This is a genomic window from Stenotrophomonas maltophilia, from assembly GCF_013464485.1.
GTDB classification, from domain to species: Bacteria; Pseudomonadota; Gammaproteobacteria; order Xanthomonadales; family Xanthomonadaceae; genus Stenotrophomonas; species Stenotrophomonas maltophilia_AW.
The window spans coordinates 132,611-155,619 of record NZ_RAUX01000010.1 but is presented as its reverse complement, the minus strand read 5'-3'; the positions used below and the strand labels follow the sequence as shown (position 1 = coordinate 155,619).

Sequence of the window (23,009 nt, the reverse complement as noted above, 5' to 3'; positions counted from 1 at the left end):
GGCTCGGCTCTACAGGTCGTGCATCAGTGCTTCGGCATCCGCAACAGGCGGGTGCCGCTGGCGCGGTCGTGCCAGGTCAACCGCTGGCGGTCGATCCACGCCCACCAGAATCCCAGGCCGCCCAGCAGCAGCGACAGCGTGCCCACCGCAAAGCGCAGCCACAGTTGGCCGCGCCGCAGCGGCGCGCCATCGCTCGATTCCAGCTTCAACCGCCAGGGACGCATGCCCAGCGTCTGCCCGCCGCGACGCCAGCTGGCCGTCGCATACCATCCCGTGACCGCCCAGCACACGGCCCACAGCAGCCACTGCCAGGTACTGAACGGCGCGATGTTCTCGCGCTGTGCGTGGCCGCTGAATGTGTAGGCCAGGGTGAACAGCGTGCCAGCGAGCATCCATAGCGCCAGCACCGGCAGCGCGTCGTAGACCATTGCCAGCAGGCGCCACAGCAGCAGTGCGCGTGGGCGGGGCAGGTCGCTGGCGGCCGCAGGGGCCGTATCGATGGCGGGGCGGGACATGCGCCGAGCATACGCAATGCTGGCCGCATCCGCAGTGGCCCTCGTATCCTGCACGCATGGCCTCTGTTTCCACCCCCGCCGAACGTCGCCAGCTGGTGCAGCAACTGCCCGAGCTGCGCGCCGACGACAGCGCGCGCATCCAACGTTTCCTCGATGCGATCTGGGCCGAGAATGGACTGGCCCGCGCCAGCCTCGACAGCTACCGGCGTGATCTGGAAGGGCTGGCGCGCTGGATGGACGGGCGTGATGGTGGCCTGGCCGGCATCGAGCGGCCTGGCCTGTTCGATTACCTGGCCTGGCGCACCCGTCATGGCTGGTCGCCGCGCAGCAATGCGCGCCTGCTGTCGGCATTGCGCGGGTTCTTCGCCGATGGCGTGCGCCGCGGCGAACGCAGTGAGGACCCCAGCGCGCTGCTGGATCCGCCCAAGCTGCCGCGGTTGCTGCCCAAGGCACTTGCCGAAAGCCAGATTGACGCACTGCTTGCGGCACCGGACATCGACAGCCCACTGGGCCTGCGCGACCGTGCCATGCTGGAGCTGATGTATGCCGCCGGACTGCGCGTGAGCGAACTGGTGCTGCTGCCGGCAACTGCCGTCAACCTGCGCCAGGGCGTGCTGCGGGTCACCGGCAAGGGCAGCAAGGAGCGGCTGGTGCCGCTGGGCGAGGAATCCCAGCATTGGCTGGAGCGTTACCTGCAGCAGTCGCGGCCCCAGCTGGTCGGCAAGGGCAAGGTGCAGGCATTGGCGGATGGGCAGGCGCCGTTGTTCGTCGAGCCGACGCTGCACGCGCTGACCCGGCAGGCATTCTGGCACCTGGTGAAGCGCCACGCGCAGGTGGCGGGCATCGACCCGGCGCGGATCAGCCCGCATGGCCTGCGCCACAGCTTCGCCACCCACCTGCTCAATCGTGGCGCCGATCTGCGCGCACTGCAGATGCTGCTTGGCCACAGCTCGTTGTCGACCACCCAGATCTATACCCTGGTGGCGCGCGAGCACCTGCAGAAACTGCACGCCCGGCATCATCCGCGCGGTTGAGCGGTGGCCTGAACCCAGGCCCCGGGCGGTGCGCGGCGTCGCGGCCCGGTGCCGGTGGCTGTGTCAGAATCCGAGGTCTTCTTCTGCCGCGGACCGTTCCATGCTCCGATTTGCCATCGCCGCCGTGTTCGGTGCGCTCAGCCTGACTGCCTGTGCCCAGCCGGCACCGCCTGCTGCCAAGGCCCCTGCCACCGCTGCGGCCAAGGCCAGCCCGGCCGCCAACGCTTCGGCCGACCAGGCCGTGCGCACTGCGCTGACCGCGCTGAATCCCGGTTTCCAGGTGGATTACATCGGCGCAGCGCCGTTCCCCGGTTTCCGCGAGGTGGTCGTTTCCGGCCAGCTGCTGTACGTGTCCGATGACGGCCGCTACCTGTTCCAGTCGCAGCCGTACGACACCCGGGCCAAGGGGCCGGCCAACAGCGAAGGCCTGCTCGGTTACCGCCGTGACCTGCTGGCCAAGGCCAATCATGGTGACCGCATCGTGTTCGCCGCGCCGAACGCGAAGTACACGGTCAGCGTGTTCACCGACATCGAGTGCGGCTACTGCCGCAAGCTGCACCAGGACATCGCCGAGCTCAACCGCAACGGCATCACCGTCGAGTACCTGGCCTTCCCGCGCATGGGGCTGGGCAGCAAGGACTACACCGACATGATCTCGGTCTGGTGCGCGGCTGATCGCCGCCAGGCGCTGACCAACGCCAAGCGTGGTGGCAGTGTGCCGGCCAAGAACTGCACCAACCCGGTGGCCATGCAGTACGCACTGGGCCAGCAGCTGGGCGTGAACGGCACGCCGGCGATCTTCGCGCCGGACGGTACCCAGCTGGGCGGTTACCTGCCGCCGGCACAGCTGCGTGCGGCGCTGGACAAGCTGTCCGAGAAGCGTTGATTGCCGTCGACCATTTTCTGTAGAGCCGAGCCCATGCTCGGCTGCGGAAACATCAGCCGAGCATGGGCTCGGCTCTACAGGTAGGAAGCCGGGGGCGCGCTGCACCCCCGGCCTTTTTTTTACTTCAAGCCATCACTGACCGCCTTGGTCAGCGTGCCCTGTGCATCGTCCCCACTGAACTCCCAGACGAACGCGCCGCCCAGGCCCTGGGTCTTCACGTAGCCCATCTTGCGGGTGATGTTGGCCGGGGTGTCGAAGCTCCACAGCGTGCTGCCGTTGTAGATCCAGGTGGCACCGGCGGTGTTGTCGGTGTAGCCCGGCCACGCCAGGTTCTTCAGCACCTTCCAGTCTTCGATGCCGGCCTCATACGTACCCGGGGCGGCGCCGCTGGCGGCCTGGTACAGACCGTTGTTGGCGTTGGCCACACCGGTCCAGCCACGCCCGTAGTAGCCGATGCCCAGGTTGAGCTTGGCGGCAGGTACGCCACGGCTGATGAAGGCCTCGATGGCGTCGTTGCTGTTGTACAGCTTCTGGTCGCCGGTGGACGGATCATTCGGCGAATCGAACAGCGCCGACTGGTGATTGGTCTTCGCATCCCACGCACCGTGGAAGTCGTAGGTCATCACGTTGATGTAGTCCAGATACGGGTGGTAGGCGGCCGGATCGGTGACGCGGATCTTGTCGATGCCTGCACCCACCGCCACCGTCAGCAGCAGGCCCGGACGCACCGCATCGAGCTGGCGGCGGAACTCGGCCATCAGCGCGGTGAAGTTGGCGTTGTCTTCCGGCTTGCCGCATTCGATGCCGCACGCCACCGGGTATTCCCAGTCGACGTCGATACCGTCGAACACGCCCAGCGCGGCACCGGCACCACCTGCACCGTCGGTCACCGGCAGGTTGCCCTTGATGTAGGCATCGATGCACGAGGCGACGAAGGCCTGGCGGTTTTCCGGGCGTGCCGCGCTGGAGAAGCCGCGCGACCAGGTCCAGCCACCCAGCGAGATCAACACCTTCATGCCCGGGTACTTGGCTTTGAGCTGCTTGAGCTGGTTCCAGTTGCCGCGCAGCGGCTGGTCCCAGGTATCGGCGCTGCCGCTGACGCTCTCGGCGGCGCTGAACGCCTTGGTGTAATCGGCGAAGGCATCGCCACCGGCACCGCTGTTGGGGTCCGACGGTTGGGTGACGCCCACTTCGCAGCGGTTGTTGCGCACATTGCCGAAGGCGTAGTTGATGTGGGTCAGGCGCGCGGCTGAGCCGCTGCTGTCGATGTTCTTGACCCGGTAATTGCGGCCGTAGATGCCCCACTGGGTGAAGTAGCCGATGACCCGCTTGCCGGTGGTGCCGCCGTCGCCGGCCAGCGTGGTGGCGCTGATCTCGGTGCCTTGTGCCGACGCGTTGCCGGCGTTGTCGCGGGCGCGCACGCGGTAGCGGTAGGTGGTGGAGGCGGTCAGCCCGCCGTCGACAAAGCTGGCACTGGACGGTGAACCGACCAGGCTGCCGTTGCGGTACACATCATAGCCGGCCACGCCGCTGCCGCCGGTGTTGTCGGTGGACGGGCTCCAGTTGAGCGCGATGCTGTTGGCGGTGCGGGTGCCGACCGCCAGCCCGCCCGGCACGCTGGGCGCGGTGGTATCGCCACCGGCGGCGTTGACGGTGATGGTGATGGTGGCCGTGCTGCTGGTGGCGTTGTTGTTGTCGGTGGCCACCGCGCGCAGGGTGTGGCTGCCGGCGCTGGCATTGGCCCAGCTGGCGGCGTACGGCGCACTGGTGGCCACGCCCAGCGTGCTGCCGTCGCGGAAGAACTCGACCTTGGCGACGCTGCCGTCCGGATCGCTGGCGTTGGCGGTCACGTTGACCGTGCTGCCTGCGCTGAAGGTAGCGCCATTGGCCGGCGAGGTCAGGCTGACTACCGGCGGCTGGTTGGCGCCACTGCCATCGCAGGCACCGAGGTTGGTGTAGTAGGGCGCCCCGGCCGGATGGTCCGGCGGCGCGTTCCAGATGTCCTGGTTCGCCCGATAGAGGACGCCTCCTTTCTGCAGGGTATCGCCGGCCCGGTAGATCTTGGCCTGGTCCCACTGGGCCACCCCCGCACAGCTGGCGGCCTGCGCCAAGCCGGGCAGGGCGGAGGTACCGGCGGCCAGGGCAAGCAGCCAGGCCAGGCGGCGGGGACGACAGCTTCGGGTCGCACGTTCGGCACTGCGCACAATCGGGTCGTACATGGGTAAGTCTCCGATCAAAGGGCGCGCGGGCCCCGATGGCGCCGCGCGTGACGCAGGTCCGGGCGTCGCCCGGGAAGGCGACGGAGGGGGCGGACGGAGGTACCTGGGAGGCCGGGGAGAGAGTCCGGCACCAGGTGGGGACAACGTTGTCATCAATTGTGTGGTCAATCCGTGAGCAAGCGCATGGTTCGGTGATCTGGCGGAGAGCGGCGCTGGCGCACGGTCGGCAGCCATCGGCGGAGCCCCTCGTGGCTGGGGCTTTCCGCGAACAGCGGATTTCTGGGGTTGGCCGGGTGGATGGGCTACGCAGGGGACGCCGTGAATACGTCCCTGTAGGCTCGGGCGCGCCATCCATAGCGCTTACGCCCCTGCGCAGCCCACCCACCCGGCCACGGACAGGTTCCTGCGCGGGCAGCCACGGAAGACAGAACAAGAAGATCAAAAGCAGAAGCCGGTCGCTTCGCTCTTCAATGCCTGATTTCTGGCATTTCTCTGGTTGCCGGGCAGCGGCCGTCATGATGGCCTGCCCGAACCGTTGACGGATGACGGTGGCGAAGCGGTCTGGCAGGCGCTATCCGGTCTGGGGCGCTACCCTTCAGGACGTGCGCAAGGCGGTTCTCATCGAGGAACAGAGCCTCGAGTTCCGCGCCAGGCGTTTCCGTTCCGGTGGCACTTCATTCAAGATTTTTCCCAGGATGACCAATCGAATCGTTGTTGAAACCCATGTGAGGACGGGTGGGCAGTTTGTCGACTTCTTTGACTATCAAGGAAGGTTCAATACCAAGGACTCCATCGAAGGAGCGCTGGTCCTTACGATTGATGGCACGCCGCTTATCGACAAGAGCATGTTTGATTACGTCGATGACCTGTGGAGCTATCTGTCGGAAGGATTGCTGCAGGTCAGTGAAGGCAGATCGTTCAGCTGCTTTTTTCCTGACCAGCCCATCGAGGTCAAGCTGACCCCCGGCAAGCATCGACTGCAGGTGAGCGTCACCTGCCACAGTGAGGTTTCTGTTGCAGTCGACAAGGATGAATTTGTCAGGGTCATGAGCGAGCACGCACGCAGGTTCTTCACCCGGTTGCAGGCGTTGGAGCCTCGCGCCAACGGTACCTGCACCTACGCATTGGGATACCTGAACAGGATTCGTCGGTAGTTGCCGGCACAACCACGGGGGCCGGGCGCCGCCCCGCCGAAGCCCACCCCCGCTTCCGGTACAATGTCGGGCCCGTTTCCCAACTACGGTTCCCCGGACATGATGGTCCTTGAGGGCGCGCCCGCCCTGTCGCCGTTCCGCCGCGAACGTCTTGAATCCCGCCTGCAGTCCATCGCTCCCTCCCTGCGCATCAGCGGTGCCTGGCACGTCTACTTCGTGCAGCCCGAAGGCAGTGCCGCTCCCGACCTTGCCACCCTGTGCCGCATCCTCGAAGCTGCGCCGCAGGCCGAGGCTGTGGCCGAAGGCGCGGTCAGCCGCATCGTGGTGCCGCGCCTGGGCACGCTGTCGCCGTGGTCGAGCAAGGCCACCGAACTGGTGCGCGGTGCAGGCCAGCCGGTCAGCCGGGTCGAGCGCGGCCTGCGCATCGACGTGCAGGGCTGGCCGGCCGATGCCGCCGCCCAGCAGGCGCTGGTCAAGGCGCTGCACGATCCGATGACGCAGTCGGTGCTGGAAACCGTGGAACAGGGCCAGGCGCTGTTCTCGACGCCGGCCCGGGGCGAACTGGAACGTGTGCCGGTGGACCAGCTGGAAGCGGCCAACCAGCGCCTTGGCCTGGCCATGGCGCAGGACGAGATCGACTACCTGCGCGAACGCTTCACCGCGCTGGGCCGCTCGCCCTCGGACGTGGAACTGATGATGTTCGCGCAGGCCAATTCCGAGCACTGCCGGCACAAGATCTTCAACGCCAGCTGGACCATCGACGGCCAGGAACAGGACCGTTCGCTGTTCCGGATGATCAAGAACACCCACCAGCAGACCCCGCAGCACACGCTCAGCGCGTACAGCGACAACGCCGCGGTGATCGAAGGCCATCCGGCCTCGCGCTACCGCCCGGACCCGGCCACGGGCGAATACCGCCGCGAGCCGCAGGTGCCCAGCGCGTTCCAGATCAAGGTGGAAACGCATAACCACCCGACCGCGATCGCGCCGTTCCCGGGTGCCTCGACCGGCAACGGTGGCGAGATCCGCGATGAAGGCGCCACCGGCCGTGGCGGCAAGCCCAAGGCCGGCCTGTCCGGTTTCTCGGTCTCGCACCTGCGCATTCCCGAGCTGCCGCAGCCGTGGGAAGCCCCGCGCGCGCTGAACCCGCGCATGGCGCCGGCACTGGAAATCATGACCGACGGCCCGCTCGGCGGCGCCGCGTTCAACAACGAGTTCGGCCGCCCGAACCTGCTCGGTTATTTCCGCAGCTTTGAACTTCCCGAAGGCGCCGATCTGGTCCGCGCCTACGACAAGCCGATCATGCTGGCCGGTGGCCTGGGCGCGATCGATCGCATCCAGGTCGACAAGATCAAGCTGCAGGCCGGTGATGCGGTCATCGTGCTGGGCGGCCCGGCCATGCTGATCGGCCTGGGTGGCGGTGCCGCCAGTTCGGTGGCCTCCGGCGAAAGCGCCGAAGACCTGGACTTTGCCAGCGTGCAGCGCGACAACCCGGAAATGGAACGCCGCTGCCAGGAGGTCATCGACCGCTGCGTGGCGATGGGTGCCAACAACCCGATCAAGTTCTTCCACGACGTCGGCGCCGGTGGCCTGTCCAACGCCATCCCCGAACTGCTGCACGACTCCAATGTTGGCGGCGTCATCGACCTGGGCAAGGTGCCCACCGATGATCCGTCGTTGTCGCCGATGCAGCTGTGGTGCAACGAATCGCAGGAGCGCTACGTGCTGGGCGTCGCCCAGGAACGCCTGGCCGAGTTCGCCGCGCTGTGCGCGCGTGAGCGCTGCCCGTTCGCCGCAGTGGGCGTGGCCACCGCCGAAGAACACCTGGTGGTGGCCTACGGCGCCGTGCCGGGCCACACCCCGGCCGACGCACCGATCGACCTGCCGATGGACGTGCTGTTCGGCAAGCCGCCGAAGATGCACCGCGATACCGCGCACCCGCCGGCCCCGCGCTGGCCGGCGCTGAAGACCGGCGGGCTGGACCTGCAGGAAGCCGGTCTGCGCGTGCTGGCGCACCCGACCGTGGCGTCGAAGAACTTCCTGGTCACCATCGGTGACCGCAGCGTGGGCGGTCTGACCGCGCGCGAACAGATGGTCGGCCCGTGGCAGCTGCCGGTGGCCGACGTGGCCATCACCCTGGCCGACTTCGACGGCGTGGCCGGCGAAGCCATGTCGCTGGGTGAGCGCACGCCGCTGGCCCTGCTCGATGCCGCCGCTTCGGCGCGCATGGCCGTGGGCGAAGCGCTGACCAACCTGTGCGCGGCGCCAGTGGATGCGTTGGATGAGATCAAGCTGTCGGCGAACTGGATGGCTGCTGCCGGCCACCTGGGCGAAGACGCGCTGCTGTACGACGCGGTGAAGGCGGTGGGCATGGAGCTGTGCCCGCAGCTGGACATCAGCATCCCGGTGGGCAAGGACTCGCTGTCGATGCAGGCGCAGTGGCACGACCAGGGCGAAGCGCACAAGAGCGTGTCGCCGGTGTCGCTGGTCATTTCGGCGTTCGCGCCGGTGGCCGATGTGCGCCAGCAGCTGACCCCGCTGCTCGACCGCGAGGTGGACAGCGAGCTGTGGCTGATCGGCCTCGGTGCCGGCAAGCAGCGCCTGGGCGGTTCGATCCTGGCCCAGGTGCATGCCGACCACGGTGACCTGCCGGCCTTCGCCGGTGCTGCCCCGGACCTGGACGACCCGCAGCGCCTGCGTGGCTTCTTCGAACTGATCCGCGATGCGCGCCAGGCCGGCCTGCTGCTGGCGTATCACGACCGCAGCGACGGCGGTGCCTTCGCCGCCCTGTGTGAAATGGCCTTCACCTCGCGCCTGGGCCTGGACATCACCCTGGACGCCTGGGGCGATGATCCGTTCCGCAGCCTGTTCAATGAAGAGCTGGGCGCAGTGGTGCAGATCGCGCGCGAAGACCGCGCGGCGTTCGCCGATCTGGTTGAGCGTCATGCACTGATCGAATGCGCGCAGCGCATCGCCAAGCCGACCACCGCACCTGTGGTGCGCGTGTCGCTGGGCGGCGAGAACCTGGCCGAGTGGCGCTGGGAAGCGCTGTTCGACGCCTGGTGGTCGGTCACCCACGCCATGCAGAAGCGCCGCGACAACCCGGAAAACGCCGACGCCGAACGCGAGGTCGCGCGTGCCTTCAATGCGCCGGGCCTGAAGCCGAAGCTCAGCTTCGACCTGGCCGAGGACGTGGCTGCTCCCTTCATCAACACCGGTGCGCGCCCGCGTGTGGCTGTGCTGCGCGAGCAGGGCGTCAACGGCCAGATTGAAATGGCCAACATCTTCGAACGTGCCGGCTTCCGCGCGTTCGACGTGCACATGAGCGACCTGATCGAAGGTCGCGTGGCCCTGCAGGACTTCACCGGCCTGGTTGCCTGCGGCGGCTTCAGCTACGGCGACGTGCTCGGTGCCGGGCGTGGCTGGGCGACCTCGATCCTGGAGCGCAGCGCGCTGCGCGATGCCTTCGCCGCGTTCTTCGCGCGCGAGGACAGCTTCGCGCTGGGCGTGTGCAATGGCTGCCAGATGATGAGCCAGCTGAAGGACATCATCCCCGGTGCCGAACACTGGCCGCAGTTCCGCCGCAATGCCAGCGAGCAGTTCGAAGCCCGTACCGCGCTGCTGGAAGTGGTGGAATCTCCATCGATCCTGCTTCGTGGCATGGCCGGTTCGCGCCTGCAGGTGGCAGTGGCGCATGGCGAAGGGCAGGCGGTGTTCGACAACGCCGTCGACCAGGCCGCAGCCCGGGTCTCGCTGCGTTACATCGATGGCCACGGCAACGTGGCCAGCCAGTACCCGCTGAACCCGAACGGTTCGCCGGACGGCATCACCGGCCTGACCAGCACCGATGGCCGCGTCACCATCATGATGCCGCACCCGGAACGCACCCCGCGCGCGTTCAACATGAGCTGGGCCCCGGCCGAGTGGCAGGGCGATTCGCCATGGATGCGCATGTTCCGCAACGCGCGGGTGTGGTGCGGTTGATTGCATCACATCGCGCAGGCATCAGTGCCACCGCGTATGGAAAAACCCGCCGTTGATCGGCGGGTTTTTCTTTGCGTGCGTGAAAGTCCTGATGTGCCCGCTAGTTACATGGATTTTCAGGCGACGATGTATCGTCACGCGCGGCTAACAAAATCATTTTATAAACAGGCGAAATAGTGAACTGTTTCACGGCAATAGGATTTGTCGTGTCAAAGTCTTGACGATCTGCAAAGTTGCCGTTAACACTTGAACCCCGTTTCAGAAGCATTCATTTCGCAGTAACCGGTTGGCGCACGCGCTCGGTTTTCTTTCGCTGCGCGCCGTTCGGCAATACCCCGCAGTAAATCACGCGAATAGACGCCCCCAGGGGACGTTGGGCCGGAAAGCCCAGCGGTGGCGTTGCTTTGCCCAAAACCAGTCCAATCAGGAGCCGTACCGATGAATCGGATTTATCGCAAGGTCTGGAACAAAGCACTGGGTCAGTTGGTGGTGGCCTCGGAACTGGCTTCCTCCGACAGCAGCAGTGGCGCGGTGGTCGACCAGCGCCGCGATGCGACGCAGGCCACCCCCGCATTGTTGGCGGTGGCACTGGGCCTGATAGTGGGACTGGGCATGGGGGGCACCGCCAGCGCGCAGTCGGTGCAGATCGGCGGTAGTGCCACCTGTGTGGCATTCAGCGGCAAGCTCCTCGAAAAGTGCCTGATCGAAGGCTCGGCCACGGCCAAGGGCAGCAACGCAGTGGCGATCGGCAGCAACAGCAGTGCCAGTGCGGCCAACAGTGTCGCGCTGGGTGCGGGCTCCAGGGCCACGCGCGCCAACACCGTCTCCGTCGGCGATGCCGGCAAGGAGCGGCAGATCACCAACGTTGCCGCAGGTACCCAATCCACCGATGCGGTGAACAAGGCACAGCTGGATGCGCAGGCGCGTGCCACGCAGGCTGCGCTGGCCGATGTGGCCGCAGACGGCAGCCGCTACTTCAAGGCCGACGGCGCAGGCGATGACAGCGACGCGGCGAAGATCGACGGCGAGGGGGCCCTGGCGGCCGGCGCCGGTACGCAGTCGCTGGCCAACGCCACCACCGCCATCGGCACCCAGGCCATCGCTGCAGGCATCGGTGCCAGCGCGTTCGGCCAGGGGGCCCTTGCGATCGGTGATGCCAGCGTAGTGGTCGGGCAGAGCGCGGCGGCATTCGGCCTTGGCGACACCGCCGTCGGTGCCAGCGCGTACGCCGCAAGCGAAAACGGTGCAGCGACCGCGCTCGGTGCACTCTCCGAAGCCACCGCCGATGGCGCCACCGCTGTGGGTGGCGGTGCTGTAGCGATGGGCCCGGGCAGTACTGCACTGGGTCGCGGCGCCACCGCCGCCAATGAAGCCTCGATCGCAGTGGGTGCATTCAGCACAGCCGTGGGTGAATACAGCACCGCGCTGGGTTCGAACTCTGCTGCGGTCGCCACCGGCAGCGTGGCGCTCGGCGCCGGCTCGCTGGCCGATCGTGTCGATAGCGTGTCCGTTGGTGCCGCCGAATACGGCCTGACCCGCCAGATCACCAGTGTCGCCGCCGGCACCGAAGATACCGATGCGGCCAACGTCGGCCAGTTGAAGGGCGTTGCCGCGGTGGCCGATGCCACCGCCAAGCACTTCCAGGCCACCGGCAGCGGCAACAGCGATGCCGGTGCACTGGCGGAGGGTGACGACGCGCTGGCAGCCGGCGAGGCCGCCAATGCCCTCGGTAACGGCACCACGGCGGTGGGTGCCGGCGCCACCGCTGTTGCGCAGAACGCCACTGCGGTGGGTAACAACGCGCTGGCCTCGGGCCAGAACAGCGCAGCATTCGGCAACAACGCGCAGGCCAACGGCCCCGGCAGCGTTGCCGTGGGTGGCGCCGCAGTGGATGCCAACGGCAACCCGTTGATCACCAGCGGCGGCGTACCGGTGGAAACCGGCGCCACCAGCGCGGGCGTGGGTGGCACCGCCGTCGGCGCCAGTGCCGAAGCCAGCGGCTTCGCCGCGTCGTCGTACGGTGTCGGGGCCTATGCCGCGGGTGCGCAGGCATCGGCGTTCGGTGCCGTGGCCAATGCCATCGGCGACTACTCCACCGCACTGGGCACGCAGAGCAATGCCACCGGCACCAGCAGCGTTGCCATCGGTGGCCCGGCCGATCTGATTCCAGGCCTGGGCTTCTTCGTGCAGACCCAGGCCAGCGGTGAAGCTGCGACCGCCGTGGGTGCCGGCGCCATTGCCAGCGGTGACCGTGCCGTGGCCAACGGCAGCCTCACCGAAGCTTCCGGTGCCGAAGCTACTGCGGTGGGCTACTTCGCCTACGCACCGGGGGAAAACGCCAGTGCGCTTGGCGCGCAGACCTGGGCCAGCGGTGCGCAGAGCACGGCCGTGGGCTACTACGCCACCGCGCGCGGCGCCAACAGCGTTGCGCTGGGCGCGAACTCCGAAGCCATGCGTGCCAACAGCGTGGCTGTCGGCAGCGCCGGCAACGAGCGCCAGATCACCAGCGTCGCTGCGGGCAGTGAAGCCACCGATGCGGTGAACAAGGCGCAGCTGGACGCGGTGGCGAACACTGCCGACAGCACCGCGCGCTACTTCCAGGCCCAGCCGGAAGCAGGCAGTGACGCAGGCGCACTGGCCGACGGCGAGGGCGCCATCGCCGCCGGTTCGTCGAGCAATGCGATCGGTGCCGGTGCGGTTGCGCATGGCGCGGCCGCGTCGGCCATCGGCGATGACAGCGTGGCGGTGGGCCGCAACAGTGCGGCCACCGGCAACGGCGGCGTCGCCATCGGTGGCCTGGGCCAGGCCTACGACGAATTCAACCAGCCGATCATCGGCGCCGACGGCACGGCGCAGCAGGTCGGTACCACCGCGGTTGCCGACGCAACAGCGGTCGGCAGTGGTGCGCAGGCGACCGGCGCCGCCAGCAGCGCCTTCGGCAATGCTGCCAGGGCCAGTGGTGACAACAGTTTCGCCGCAGGCGGCAGGTCACGTGCAACCGGCGCCTACGCGGTGGCGGTCGGTGACAGCGCATTCGCCAGCAGCGATGACAGCACCGCCATGGGCGGCTACAGCTGGGCTACCGCCAGTGGTGCCAGCGCTTTCGGTTCCGGCGCATGGGCCACCGCCACCAATGCCTCCGCCTTTGGCAACGCGGCGTGGGCCAGCGGCAGTGGTGCCACCTCCATCGGCTACAACAGCTGGGCCAACGGCACCAGTTCCACGGCGGTCGGCCGCGGCGCCTTCGGCTATGGCGACAACAGCGTGGCGCTGGGCTTCCAGGCGCTGGGCAACAGCCTCAACAGCATCGCCATCGGTACCAACACCGTGGCCGGTGGTGAGAGCGCGATCGCGCTCGGCGCAGGCAGCAACGCCAGTGCCAGCAATGCCGTCGCGCTCGGCGCCGGCTCGGTCGCCAACCGTGCGCGTACGGTATCGGTAGGCAGCTCCGGCAACGAACGCCAGGTCACCAACGTTGCCGCTGGTACCCAGGCCACCGATGCAGTGAACAAGGCACAGCTGGATGCCGTGGCCAGCACTGCCAACACCACCAGCCGCTTCTTCCAGGCCAGCGGCAATGGCGATGACGTAGCCGGCGCACTGGTGGAGGGGGACAACGCACTGGCTGCTGGCGATGCCGCCAATGCCATCGGCAATGGCGCCACTGCGCTGGGCAGCGGCGCCAATGCGCTGGCCAACAATGCACAGGCGATCGGCTTCAATGCGCTGGCCACCGCTGCCAACGCCAGTGCCGTGGGCGCCAATGCACAGGCCACCGGTGAATACGCCACCGCGCAGGGCGCCGAGAGTGAAGCAAGCGGCGAGCAGAGTGCCGCGTTCGGCGCCGCGAGCATTGCCAGCGGCGCGGGCAGCACCGCTACCGGTGTGCTGTCCGAGGCCTCCGGCGAGGAAGCGGTGGCCGTGGGTTACTTCAGCAATGCCAGCGGCGATGCGGCCACTGCTGTCGGTAGCGAGAGCGTGGCCAGCGGCACCGCGTCGGCGGCCTTCGGCATCGGTGCCGAGGCCACCGGTGGATACAGCACCGCCATCGGCGGCTTCGCGCAGGCCTCGGCCTTCAACGCCACCGCCTTCGGCAACTTCGCCAACGCTTCCGGCTCAAACAGCGTGGCGCTGGGCGGCGATTCGGAGGCTTCCGGGGCCTACAGCACCGCTGCCGGCCAGGGCAGTCTGGCAACGGGCACCAACAGCGTTGCGGTGGGTGGCTCACTGTTCGGCCTGCTGGCCACCGAGGCCTCGGGCAACTATTCCACCGCCGTCGGTGGCGGTGCCTGGTCCGGCGGCATCAACAGCACCGCGCTGGGCAACGCTGCCGAATCACGCGGCGCCAACAGCGTGGCGCTGGGCGCCGATTCGATCGCCGATCGCGACAACACCGTGTCGGTGGGCGGCGGCGGCAACACTCGTCAGATCACCAATGTGGCTGATGGCACGCAAGGCAACGATGCGGTCAACAAGAACCAGCTCGATGCCGTGGCCACAGCTGCAGAAAAGACCAGCAGGCAGTTCCAGGCCAGTGGCAATGCCGATGGTGAAACCGGCGCACTGGTGGAGGGTGACAACGCTCTGGCCGCAGGTGATGCCGCCAACGCCATCGGCAACGGCGCCACCGCACTGGGCAGTGGTGCCAACGCGCTGGCGGCCAACGCCACCGCCGTCGGCATCGATGCACTGGCCACCGGCAGCAACGCCGCTGCACTGGGCAGCACGGCGCAGGCTACCGGCGAAGACAGCCTGGCCCTGGGCAGCGGTGCCAGCGCCAGCGAGGTCGGCGCAAGCGCGGTGGGCGCGCGTGCACAGGCCAGCGGTGCCTACAGCACGGCCACAGGTACCGAAGCCAATGCCAGCGGCGGGCAGGCGCTCGCCAGTGGTTTCCGCAGCACGGCTTCGGCTGATGGCACCACCGCAGTGGGTGGCTATTCCGAAGCCAGCGGTCGCCTCGGTACTGCCCTGGGCTACGGTTCGGCAGCCAGCGGTGCCAACACCACGGCAGTCGGTTTCGGCGCCGCCGCGGCCGGTACCGGTGCCGTCGCCGTGGGCCAGTCCAGCGAGGCCAGTGGTGAGGAGAGCGTGGCCATCGGTGGTAGCACCTTCTTCGGCCTGATCCCGTCGCGTGCCAGCGGCACCGGTGCGGCAGCCTTTGGTGCGGGTGCGTGGGCCACCGAAGACTACGCCACGGCCATCGGCTGGAACTCGTGGGCGGCAGGCAGCAGCGCCATCGCGCTGGGTGCAAACGCCACCGCCAATGGCAGTAACAGCGTCGCGCTCGGCGCCGGCTCCAAGGCTGACCGTGACAACACCGTGGCCGTCGGCAAGGCCGGTGGTGAGCGCCAGGTGACCCACGTCGCGGCCGGCACCGAAGCCACCGATGCGGTGAACAAGGGCCAGTTGGATGCGGTCGCCAGCGTCGCCGACAAGACCAGCCGGCAGTTCCAGGCCAGCGGCAATGCCGATGGCGAGGCCGGTGCACTGGTCGACGGCGACAACGCACTGGCTGCCGGCAACGCGGCCAACGCCATCGGCAACGGCGCCACCGCGCTGGGCAGCGGTGCCAATGCCATGGCCGCCAATGCCACCGCGGTAGGCTTCGACGCGCTGGCCACCGGCAACAATGCGGCGGCACTGGGTAACGCGGCCGAAGCCGGAGGTGCCGACAGCGTAGCCCTGGGCAGCGGTGCCAGCGCCACCGAACTGGGTGCCAGCGCCACCGGTGCCGGTGCCCAGGCCAAGGGCGCCTACAGTACTGCCAGCGGTGCGCAGGCCATCGCCAGCGGCACCCAGTCGCAGGCCAGTGGTTTCCGCGCCAGTGCCTCGGCCGATGGTGCCTCTGCGCTGGGCAGCTATGCCGAGGCCAGCGGTCGCCTGGCGACCGCGGCCGGCTACGGCAGCCAGGCCGCCGGCGCCAATGCCACGGCGGTGGGTGTGAGTGCAACCGCCAGTGCCGCAGGTAGCGTGGCGTTGGGCGCAGGTTCGGTCGCCGACCGCGCCAACACCGTATCGGTGGGCAGCAGCACCAGTGATCGCCAGATCACCCGTGTCGCTGCCGGTACCGAACGTACCGATGCGGTCAACCGCGGCCAGCTGGACGCCGTTGCCGCTACCGCCGATGGCACGGCGCGTTACGTCAAGGCCACCGGCGCGGGCAGTGCCAGTGCCAGCGGTAACGATGCTGCGGCCATCGGGTCTGCGGCCAGCGCCACGGGTGCACGCAGCAATGCGCTGGGTGCCAACGCGGCGGCCATCGGCAACGGTGCACTTGCATTGGGCACCAGTGCCGGCGCGTCCGGTGCCAACTCGGTAGCGCTGGGTGCGGGCTCGCGTGCACTGGATGCCAACGTGGTATCGGTCGGTGGCGGCAATGGCACCGACGGCCCGGCCACGCGCCGCATCGTCAACGTGGCCGACGGCCGCATCGCTGCCGGCAGCAGCGATGCCATCACGGGCTCGCAGCTCAACGTCACCAACCAGCGTGTCGGCGCAGTGGAGACCCGGGTGGGAGATTTCGATTCGCGCATCGCCACCGTGGAAACCACGGCGGCCAGCGCGGTCGGCTATGACGACGCCAGCCGTGACCGCCTGACCTTGTCCGGCTTCCAGGGCACCACCATCGACAACGTCGGGGCAGGCAGCATTGCCGCCGGCAGCCGTCAGGCCATCAATGGCGGACAACTGTTCCAGTCGCTCAGCGATGCGGCCAGTTTCCTCGGTGGCGGTGCCAGCGTCGGCATGCAGGGTGTGTTCGTGGCGCCCAACTACGTGATCCAGGGCGCCACCTACAGCAACGTCGGCGATGCGCTGGGCGCGCTGGACCGCAAGGTCAGCGAAATCGACCGTCGCACGGCCGGTGGCACGCGTGCCGGGACCGCCAGCCTGCGCGCAATGAGCACTCCGCTGGATGACAGCCCGCTGGCCAGCGCCGCTGATGCACCTGCAACGGCCGGCACGGCGCGCGTGCAGGGCACGCCCACTGCCGCCGCTGCCGGTGCAGGCATCCCGGTCGGCACCCCGGCGTCGGGCCTCAATGCCGTTGCCATGGGCGAGGGTGCCGTCGCCAGCGGCGCCTCGTCCACCGCCATCGGCCAGGGGGCCAGCGCAACCGCTGCGAACGCGGTGGCGCTGGGCCAGGGCTCGGTTGCCGATCGTGCCAACACGGTCTCGGTGGGCAGCGAAGGCAATGAGCGCCAGGTCACCAATGTCGCCGCCGGCACCACGGCCACCGATGCGGTCAACAAGGGGCAGCTGGACCGTGGCATGGCCACGGCCAACAGCTACACCGACAGCCGCGTCCAGGCCGTGGCCGACAGCTTCGATGTGTTCAAGGGCGAAATCGATGGTCGCCTGCGGCACATGGATCGCCGCATCGACCGCCAGGGCGCGATGAGCGCTGCGATGCTCAACATGGCCACCAGTGCCGCCGGTATCCGCACCCAGAACCGTGTCGGCGTCGGCATCGGTTTCCAGGGCGGCGAATCGGCGTTGTCGCTGGGTTACCAGCGCGCAATCAGCGATCGCGCCACGGTCACCTTCGGTGGTGCGTTCAGCAGCGACGACAGTTCGGTTGGCGTCGGTGCCGGCTTCGGCTGGTAAGCCACTCCATTGCGCCGGCGGCCACCCACGCCGGCGCAGCATCTGCAATGAGGGCCTGGGGGGAGGTCACGGCAATCCCGGCTGGGCCGGCCGGGAGTCGTCAAGGAATGATGGCCGCAGTGTTGGTTCGATCCATGACCCAGAAGAGGAATTTCGACGTGATCAAGAAGCAGAACCTTCGCATCAATGTGCTTGCCGCCGCTGTGCTGTCGATGACGGCCGTCGGTGCCGTCCACGCCGCCGGCCTGCCGACCCGTGAACCGGTGCGCCAGGCCAGCACCGCGCAGCCGGGAGCCGAGCGCATCATCGTCAAGTACCGCGCCGGTACCGCTGCAGCCAGTGACCGTTCGGCCAAGCTGTCCACCGTGCAGTCCGCATTGACCCGTGCCAGCCTGTCCGGCGGTATGTCCCGTGCAAGCACGCTCGGCCCGCAGGTGGTACGCAAGCTGGCAACCGGTGCCGATCTGGTCCGTGTGCAGGGCCGCCTGGCCCCGGCCGAACTGCAGCGTGTGCTGAAGGAACTGCAGGCCGATCCGTCGGTGCAGTACGCCGAAGCGGACGTGAAGCTGCGCCGCACCGAGCTGCGCGCCGGCAACGTGCAGCCGGCACTGGTACCCAACGACCCCTTCTACCAGCAGAACCAGTGGCACCTGCACAATGCGGTCGGCGGCATCAACGCACCGGCCGCGTGGGACGTTTCGCAGGGTGAGGGCATCGTGGTGGCGGTGATCGACACCGGCATCCTGCCGCAGCATCCCGACCTGGTCGGCAACCTGCTGGAAGGCTACGACTTCATCAGCGACGCGGAGACCTCGCGCCGCCCGACCAATGATCGCGTACCGGGTGCACAGGACTACGGCGACTGGGTCGAGAACGATAACGAGTGCTACGACGGCTCGCTGGCCGAAGACAGTTCCTGGCATGGCACGCACGTCGCTGGCACCGTGGCTGAGCAGACCAACAACGGCGTCGGCATGGCCGGCGTTGCCTACAAGGCCAAGGTACTGCCGGTCCGCGTGCTGGGCAAATGCGGTGGCTACCTGTCCGACATCGCCGATGCCGTGGTGTGGGCGTCCGGTGGTACCGTCGCGGGCATTCCGGCCAATACCAACCCGGCCGAGATCATCAACATGAGCCTGGGCGGCAGCGGCCCCTGCGGCAGCGCCTACCAGGACGCCATCAATGGTGCGATCTCGCGTAGCACCACCGTGGTGGTGGCCGCCGGCAACGAAGCCGACAACGCGTCCAAGTACCGCCCGGCCAGCTGCGAAGGTGTGGTGACCGTGGGTGCCACCCGCATCACCGGTGGCATCACCTACTACTCCAACTACGGTACCCGCGTGGACCTGTCCGGTCCGGGCGGTGGTGGCAGTGTCGACGGCAACCCGGGTGGCTACATCTGGCAGACCGGCTCCAATGCGGCCACCACGCCGGAATCCGGCACGCCGGGCTACATGGGCATGGGCGGTACCTCGATGGCCTCGCCGCACGTGGCCGCCGTTGCCGCACTGGTGCAGAGCGCGCTGATCGCCAAGGGCAAGGATCCGCTGACCCCGGCGGCGATGCGTACCCTGCTGAAGGAAACCGCACGTCCGTTCCCGGTCACCATTCCCGCTGCCACCCCGATCGGCACCGGTATTCTTGATGCGAAGGCCGCGCTGGCCAAGGCACTGGAAGAGCCGTGCACCGAGAACTGCGGGCCGGTGGCGACGCCGCTGACCAACAAGGCCGCCGTTGGTGGCCTGAACGGTGCTGCGGGCAGCAGCCGCCTGTACAGCTTCGAGGCCGCGGCCGGCAAGCAGTTCAGCGTCATCACCTACGGCGGCACCGGCAACGTCTCGGTCTACATTGCCCAGGGGCGTGAGCCGAGCGCCAGCGACAACGACGCGAAGTCCACCCGGCCGGGCACGTCCGAGACGGTGCGGGTGAACAAGCCGGTGGCGGCAACCTACTACATCAAGGTAGTGGGCGAAGCGGCCTACAACGGGGTGAGCATTCTTGCCACGCAGTAAGCACGCGCTGCTGTAGTTGAATGGGCGAAGCCCGTCACTGCATGTGACGGGCTTCGTCTTTTTACGAAAGGTGGTGGAGGGGCGGCGGAAATCATGGCTTAACTGCTAAAGTCGAGCCGATTGACAGGAGAGTCACGTGAACGCGCTTGCTGCAACTGCTGCCGACAACGCTGAAGGTCGCATCCTGGATGCGCTGCTGGCGCGTGGTCGGCTGAAGGAAAGCGACCTGGCGCGGGCGCGGCCGCTGCACGCCGAGGCGGGCGGCAGCCTGCTGGGCCTGCTGGTGCGGCTGGGACTGGTGTCCGAGCGCGATCAGGCGCAGGCCAGTGCCGAGGTGCTGGGCCTGCCACTGCTTGAAGGCAAGCAACTGCCGGAAGCGCCGCCGCAGGGCCTGGCCGAGGGCCTGCCGCTGTCGTTGCGCTTCCTCAAGCAGTTCCACGTCTGCCCGCTGGCGTTGGATGAACAGGGCGTGCGGTTGTGGCTGGCCGACGCGCACGATCCGTACCCGCAGCAGGCCGTGCAGCTGGCGCTGGGTGTGCCGGTCACGCCGGTGCTGGGCATGCGCGCGGAAATCGACGACCTGGTTGAACGCTGGTTCGGCCAGGGCCGCAGCGCGATGGGCGCGATCGTGGAAACCGCCGATGGTGAAGGCGGTGCGGTGGACGACATCGAGCATCTGCGCGACCTTGCATCGGAGGCACCGGTGATCCGCCTGGTCAACCTGGTGATCCAGCGTGCGGTGGAACTGCGCGCTTCGGACGTCCATGTGGAGCCGTTTGAGAGCCGGCTGAAGGTGCGTTACCGCGTCGATGGCGTGTTGGTGGAGGGCGAAAGCCCGCCAGCCAACCTCACTGCCGCAGTGATCAGCCGCATCAAGATCATGGCCCGGCTCAACATCGCCGAGCGCCGCCTGCCGCAGGATGGCCGCATCATGCTGCGCGTGCAGGGCAAGGAACTGGACCTGCGTGTAAGTACCGTTCCAACCGCACATGGCGAAAGCGTGGTGATGCGCCTGCTGGACCGTGAAACGGTGGTCTTCGACTTCCACCGGCTCGGCTTCACCGACGCGTTCCTGCCGCAGTTCCGCAAGGTGCTGGAACAGCCGCACGGCATCCTGCTGGTGACCGGCCCGACCGGCTCGGGCAAGACCACCACGCTGTATACCGCGCTGAGCCAGCTCAACACCGCCGACGTCAAGATCATCACGGTGGAAGATCCGGTCGAGTACCAGATCGAAGGCATCAACCAGATCCAGGCCAAGCCGCAGATCGGGCTGGATTTCGCCAACGCCCTGCGCAGCATCGTGCGCCAGGACCCGGACATCATCATGATCGGCGAAATGCGCGACCTGGAAACCGCGCGCATCGCGATCCAGTCGGCGCTGACCGGCCACCTGGTGCTGTCCACCCTGCACACCAACAATGCGGCCGGCGGCATCACCCGCCTGCTCGACATGGGCGTGGAGGACTATCTGCTCACGTCCACCATCAACGGCATCCTGGCCCAGCGCCTGGTGCGCCGGCTGGAGCCGACCCACGCCGAACGCTATGAAGCCTCGCCGGAGGAGATCGAGCGTTTCGAGCTGCGCCGTCTGCAACCGGAAGGGCCGATCCACCTGTACCGTCCGAAGCCTTCGGCACTGGCGCCGACCGGCTACCTGGGCCGCACCACCATCATGGAATTCCTGGTGATGAACGACGCGCTGCGCCGCGCGGTGATGCGCCGCGATGGCATGGGCGAGATCGAACGCATCGCGCGCGAAGCCGGCATGCGCACCATGTACGAGGATGGCCTGTCCAAGGCGCTGAGCGGGCAGACCACCATCGAGGAAGTGCTGCGCGTGACCGAGGAAAGCTGATGCGCGCAGGACGCCGGGGCTGACATGCCGAACTTCCGCTACAAAGCGCTGAATCCGCACGGCGAGATCTTCGACGGGCAGATGGAAGCAGCCAGCGAGGCCGAACTGATCGCGCGCCTGCAGGACCAGGGCCATCTGCCGATGGAGACCCAGCTGGCAGATGGCGGTGCGATCGGTGGCAGCAACTGGCGCAACCTGTTCCGCCAGCGGCCGCTGCAGGGCGCGGCATTGCTGCAGTTCACCCAGCAGCTGGCGACCCTGCTGGGTGCAGGCCAGCCGCTGGATCGCGCGCTGTCGATCCTGCTCGGCTTGCCCGAAGACGAACGCTCGCGGCGCGCCATCACCGACATCCGCGATGTGGTGCGCGGTGGCGCGCCGCTGTCGACCGCGCTGGAGCGCCAGCATGGGTTGTTCTCGCGTCTGTACGTGAACATGGTGCGTGCCGGTGAGGCCGGCGGCAGCCTGCACGAGACCCTGCAGCGTCTGGCCGACTACCTCGAGCGCAGCCGTGCGCTGCAGGGCAAGGTGATCAACGCGCTGGTCTATCCGGCCATCCTGCTGGTAGTGGTGGGCGGCGCGCTGCTGTTCCTGCTCGGCTACGTGGTGCCGCAGTTCGCGCAGATGTACGAGAGCCTGGACGTGGCGCTGCCGTGGTTCACCAATGCGGTACTGCAGCTGGGCCTGTTCGTGCGCGACTGGTGGGTGCTGCTGCTGGTGGTGCCGGCGGTACTGGTGCTGTTCTTCGAGCGCAAGGCACGGCAACCGGCCTTCCGGTTGGCGCTGGATGGCTGGCTGCTGCAGCGTCGCGGCATCGGCCGCCTGCTCGGTGAACTGGAAACCGCGCGGCTGGCACGCACGCTGGGCACGCTGCTGCGCAATGGTGTCCCCCTGCTGGGTGCCCTGGGTATCGCTCGCAACGTGCTGGGCAACCGCGCGCTGGCCGCCGATGTGGAAGCGGCCGCAGACGAAGTGAAGAACGGTGCCGGCCTGTCGCTGGCATTGTCGCGTGGCAAGCGCTTCCCGCGCCTGGCGCTGCAGATGATCCAGGTCGGCGAGGAATCCGGTGCCCTGGATACCATGCTGCTGAAGGCTGCCGATACGTTTGAACAGGACAGCGCCCGCCGCATCGACCGCCTGCTGGCTGCCATGGTCCCCGCGATCACGCTGGTGCTGGCCTCGGTGGTCGGTGCGGTGATCGTGGCCGTGCTGGTACCGCTGTACGACCTGACCAATGCCATCGGTTGACGATGGTTCCCTACGCAACCCCGACACTTCGCAACTGAAAGGACCGACCATGATTGCTTCCCGTCGACCAATCCGCCTTTCCTTCACCGCCGCACGCAACCAGTCGGGCATGAGCCTGCTGGAGATCATCATCGTCATCGTGCTGATCGGCGCGGTGCTGACCCTGGTTGCCAGTCGCGTGCTGGGCGGTGCTGATCGAGGCAAGGCCAACATCGCCAAGGCCCAGGTGCAGACCGTCGCCTCCAAGGTCGACAACTACCAGATCGATACCGGCAAGCTGCCCGGCTCGCTCAACGATCTGGTGACCGCACCGGCCGGTGTGGGTGGTTGGCTGGGCCCGTACGCAAAGCCGGCCGACCTCAACGATCCGTGGGGCCACGCCCTGGAATACCGCGCGCCGGGCGAAGGCCAGCCGTATGAACTGATCAGCCTGGGCAAGGACGGCAAGTCCGGTGGCAGCAGCGTCGACGCGGACATCCGCTACCAGCCGTAATCGG

General features: G+C 67.9%; 11 protein-coding genes. 9 read left to right on the top strand and 2 right to left on the bottom strand.

All coding sequences use genetic code 11. The annotated features are described in order from the left end of the window. Nucleotides 1–23: 23 nt before the first annotated feature. Nucleotides 24–515, bottom strand: coding sequence for an RDD family protein (locus tag D7Y61_RS05030; protein ID WP_180865355.1), 492 nt, complete (start codon nucleotides 513–515; stop codon nucleotides 24–26). A gap of 56 nt (nucleotides 516–571) precedes the next feature. Here D7Y61_RS05030 and xerD point away from each other — a divergent pair, with 56 nt between their 5' ends. Next, complete coding sequence (xerD, locus tag D7Y61_RS05025) at nucleotides 572–1,549, top strand: site-specific tyrosine recombinase XerD (RefSeq protein ID WP_180865354.1); 978 nt, start codon at nucleotides 572–574, stop codon at nucleotides 1,547–1,549. 100 nt (nucleotides 1,550–1,649) lie between these two features. Continuing rightward, a complete protein-coding gene (locus tag D7Y61_RS05020; protein ID WP_180865353.1) occupies nucleotides 1,650–2,435 on the top strand; it encodes a DsbC family protein in 786 nt (261 codons plus the stop codon). 119 nt (nucleotides 2,436–2,554) lie between these two features. On the opposite strand, the gene D7Y61_RS05015 is transcribed toward D7Y61_RS05020, so the two are convergent. After that, nucleotides 2,555–4,654, bottom strand: coding sequence for a glycosyl hydrolase family 18 protein (locus tag D7Y61_RS05015; RefSeq protein ID WP_180865352.1), 2,100 nt, complete (start codon nucleotides 4,652–4,654; stop codon nucleotides 2,555–2,557). A gap of 542 nt (nucleotides 4,655–5,196) precedes the next feature. Here D7Y61_RS05015 and D7Y61_RS05010 point away from each other — a divergent pair. The 7 genes from D7Y61_RS05010 (at nucleotide 5,197) to gspG (ending at nucleotide 23,005) form a co-directional block, all read left to right on the top strand. After that, nucleotides 5,197–5,808: a hypothetical protein gene (locus tag D7Y61_RS05010; RefSeq protein ID WP_180865351.1), complete on the top strand. Its 612-nt coding sequence runs from the start codon at nucleotides 5,197–5,199 to the stop codon at nucleotides 5,806–5,808. 99 nt (nucleotides 5,809–5,907) lie between these two features. Continuing rightward, nucleotides 5,908–9,792 (top strand): phosphoribosylformylglycinamidine synthase, encoded by a 3,885-nt coding sequence (gene purL / locus D7Y61_RS05005; RefSeq protein WP_180865350.1) that lies wholly within the window; start codon nucleotides 5,908–5,910, stop codon nucleotides 9,790–9,792. 438 nt (nucleotides 9,793–10,230) lie between these two features. Next, complete coding sequence (locus D7Y61_RS05000; protein ID WP_180865349.1) at nucleotides 10,231–17,397, top strand: ESPR-type extended signal peptide-containing protein; 7,167 nt, start codon at nucleotides 10,231–10,233, stop codon at nucleotides 17,395–17,397. Between the two features lie 158 nt (nucleotides 17,398–17,555). After that, entirely contained in the window at nucleotides 17,556–19,409 is a 1,854-nt protein-coding gene (locus tag D7Y61_RS04995; protein ID WP_180865432.1) for a S8 family serine peptidase, read from the top strand. 136 nt (nucleotides 19,410–19,545) lie between these two features. Continuing rightward, a complete protein-coding gene (gene gspE / locus D7Y61_RS04990; protein ID WP_180865348.1) occupies nucleotides 19,546–21,267 on the top strand; it encodes a type II secretion system ATPase GspE in 1,722 nt (573 codons plus the stop codon). A gap of 24 nt (nucleotides 21,268–21,291) precedes the next feature. Next, nucleotides 21,292–22,512 (top strand): type II secretion system protein XpsF, encoded by a 1,221-nt coding sequence (gene xpsF / locus D7Y61_RS04985; protein WP_180865347.1) that lies wholly within the window; start codon nucleotides 21,292–21,294, stop codon nucleotides 22,510–22,512. Between the two features lie 49 nt (nucleotides 22,513–22,561). Continuing rightward, entirely contained in the window at nucleotides 22,562–23,005 is a 444-nt protein-coding gene (gspG, locus tag D7Y61_RS04980) for a type II secretion system major pseudopilin GspG (protein ID WP_012479112.1), read from the top strand. Nucleotides 23,006–23,009: the final 4 nt, after the last annotated feature.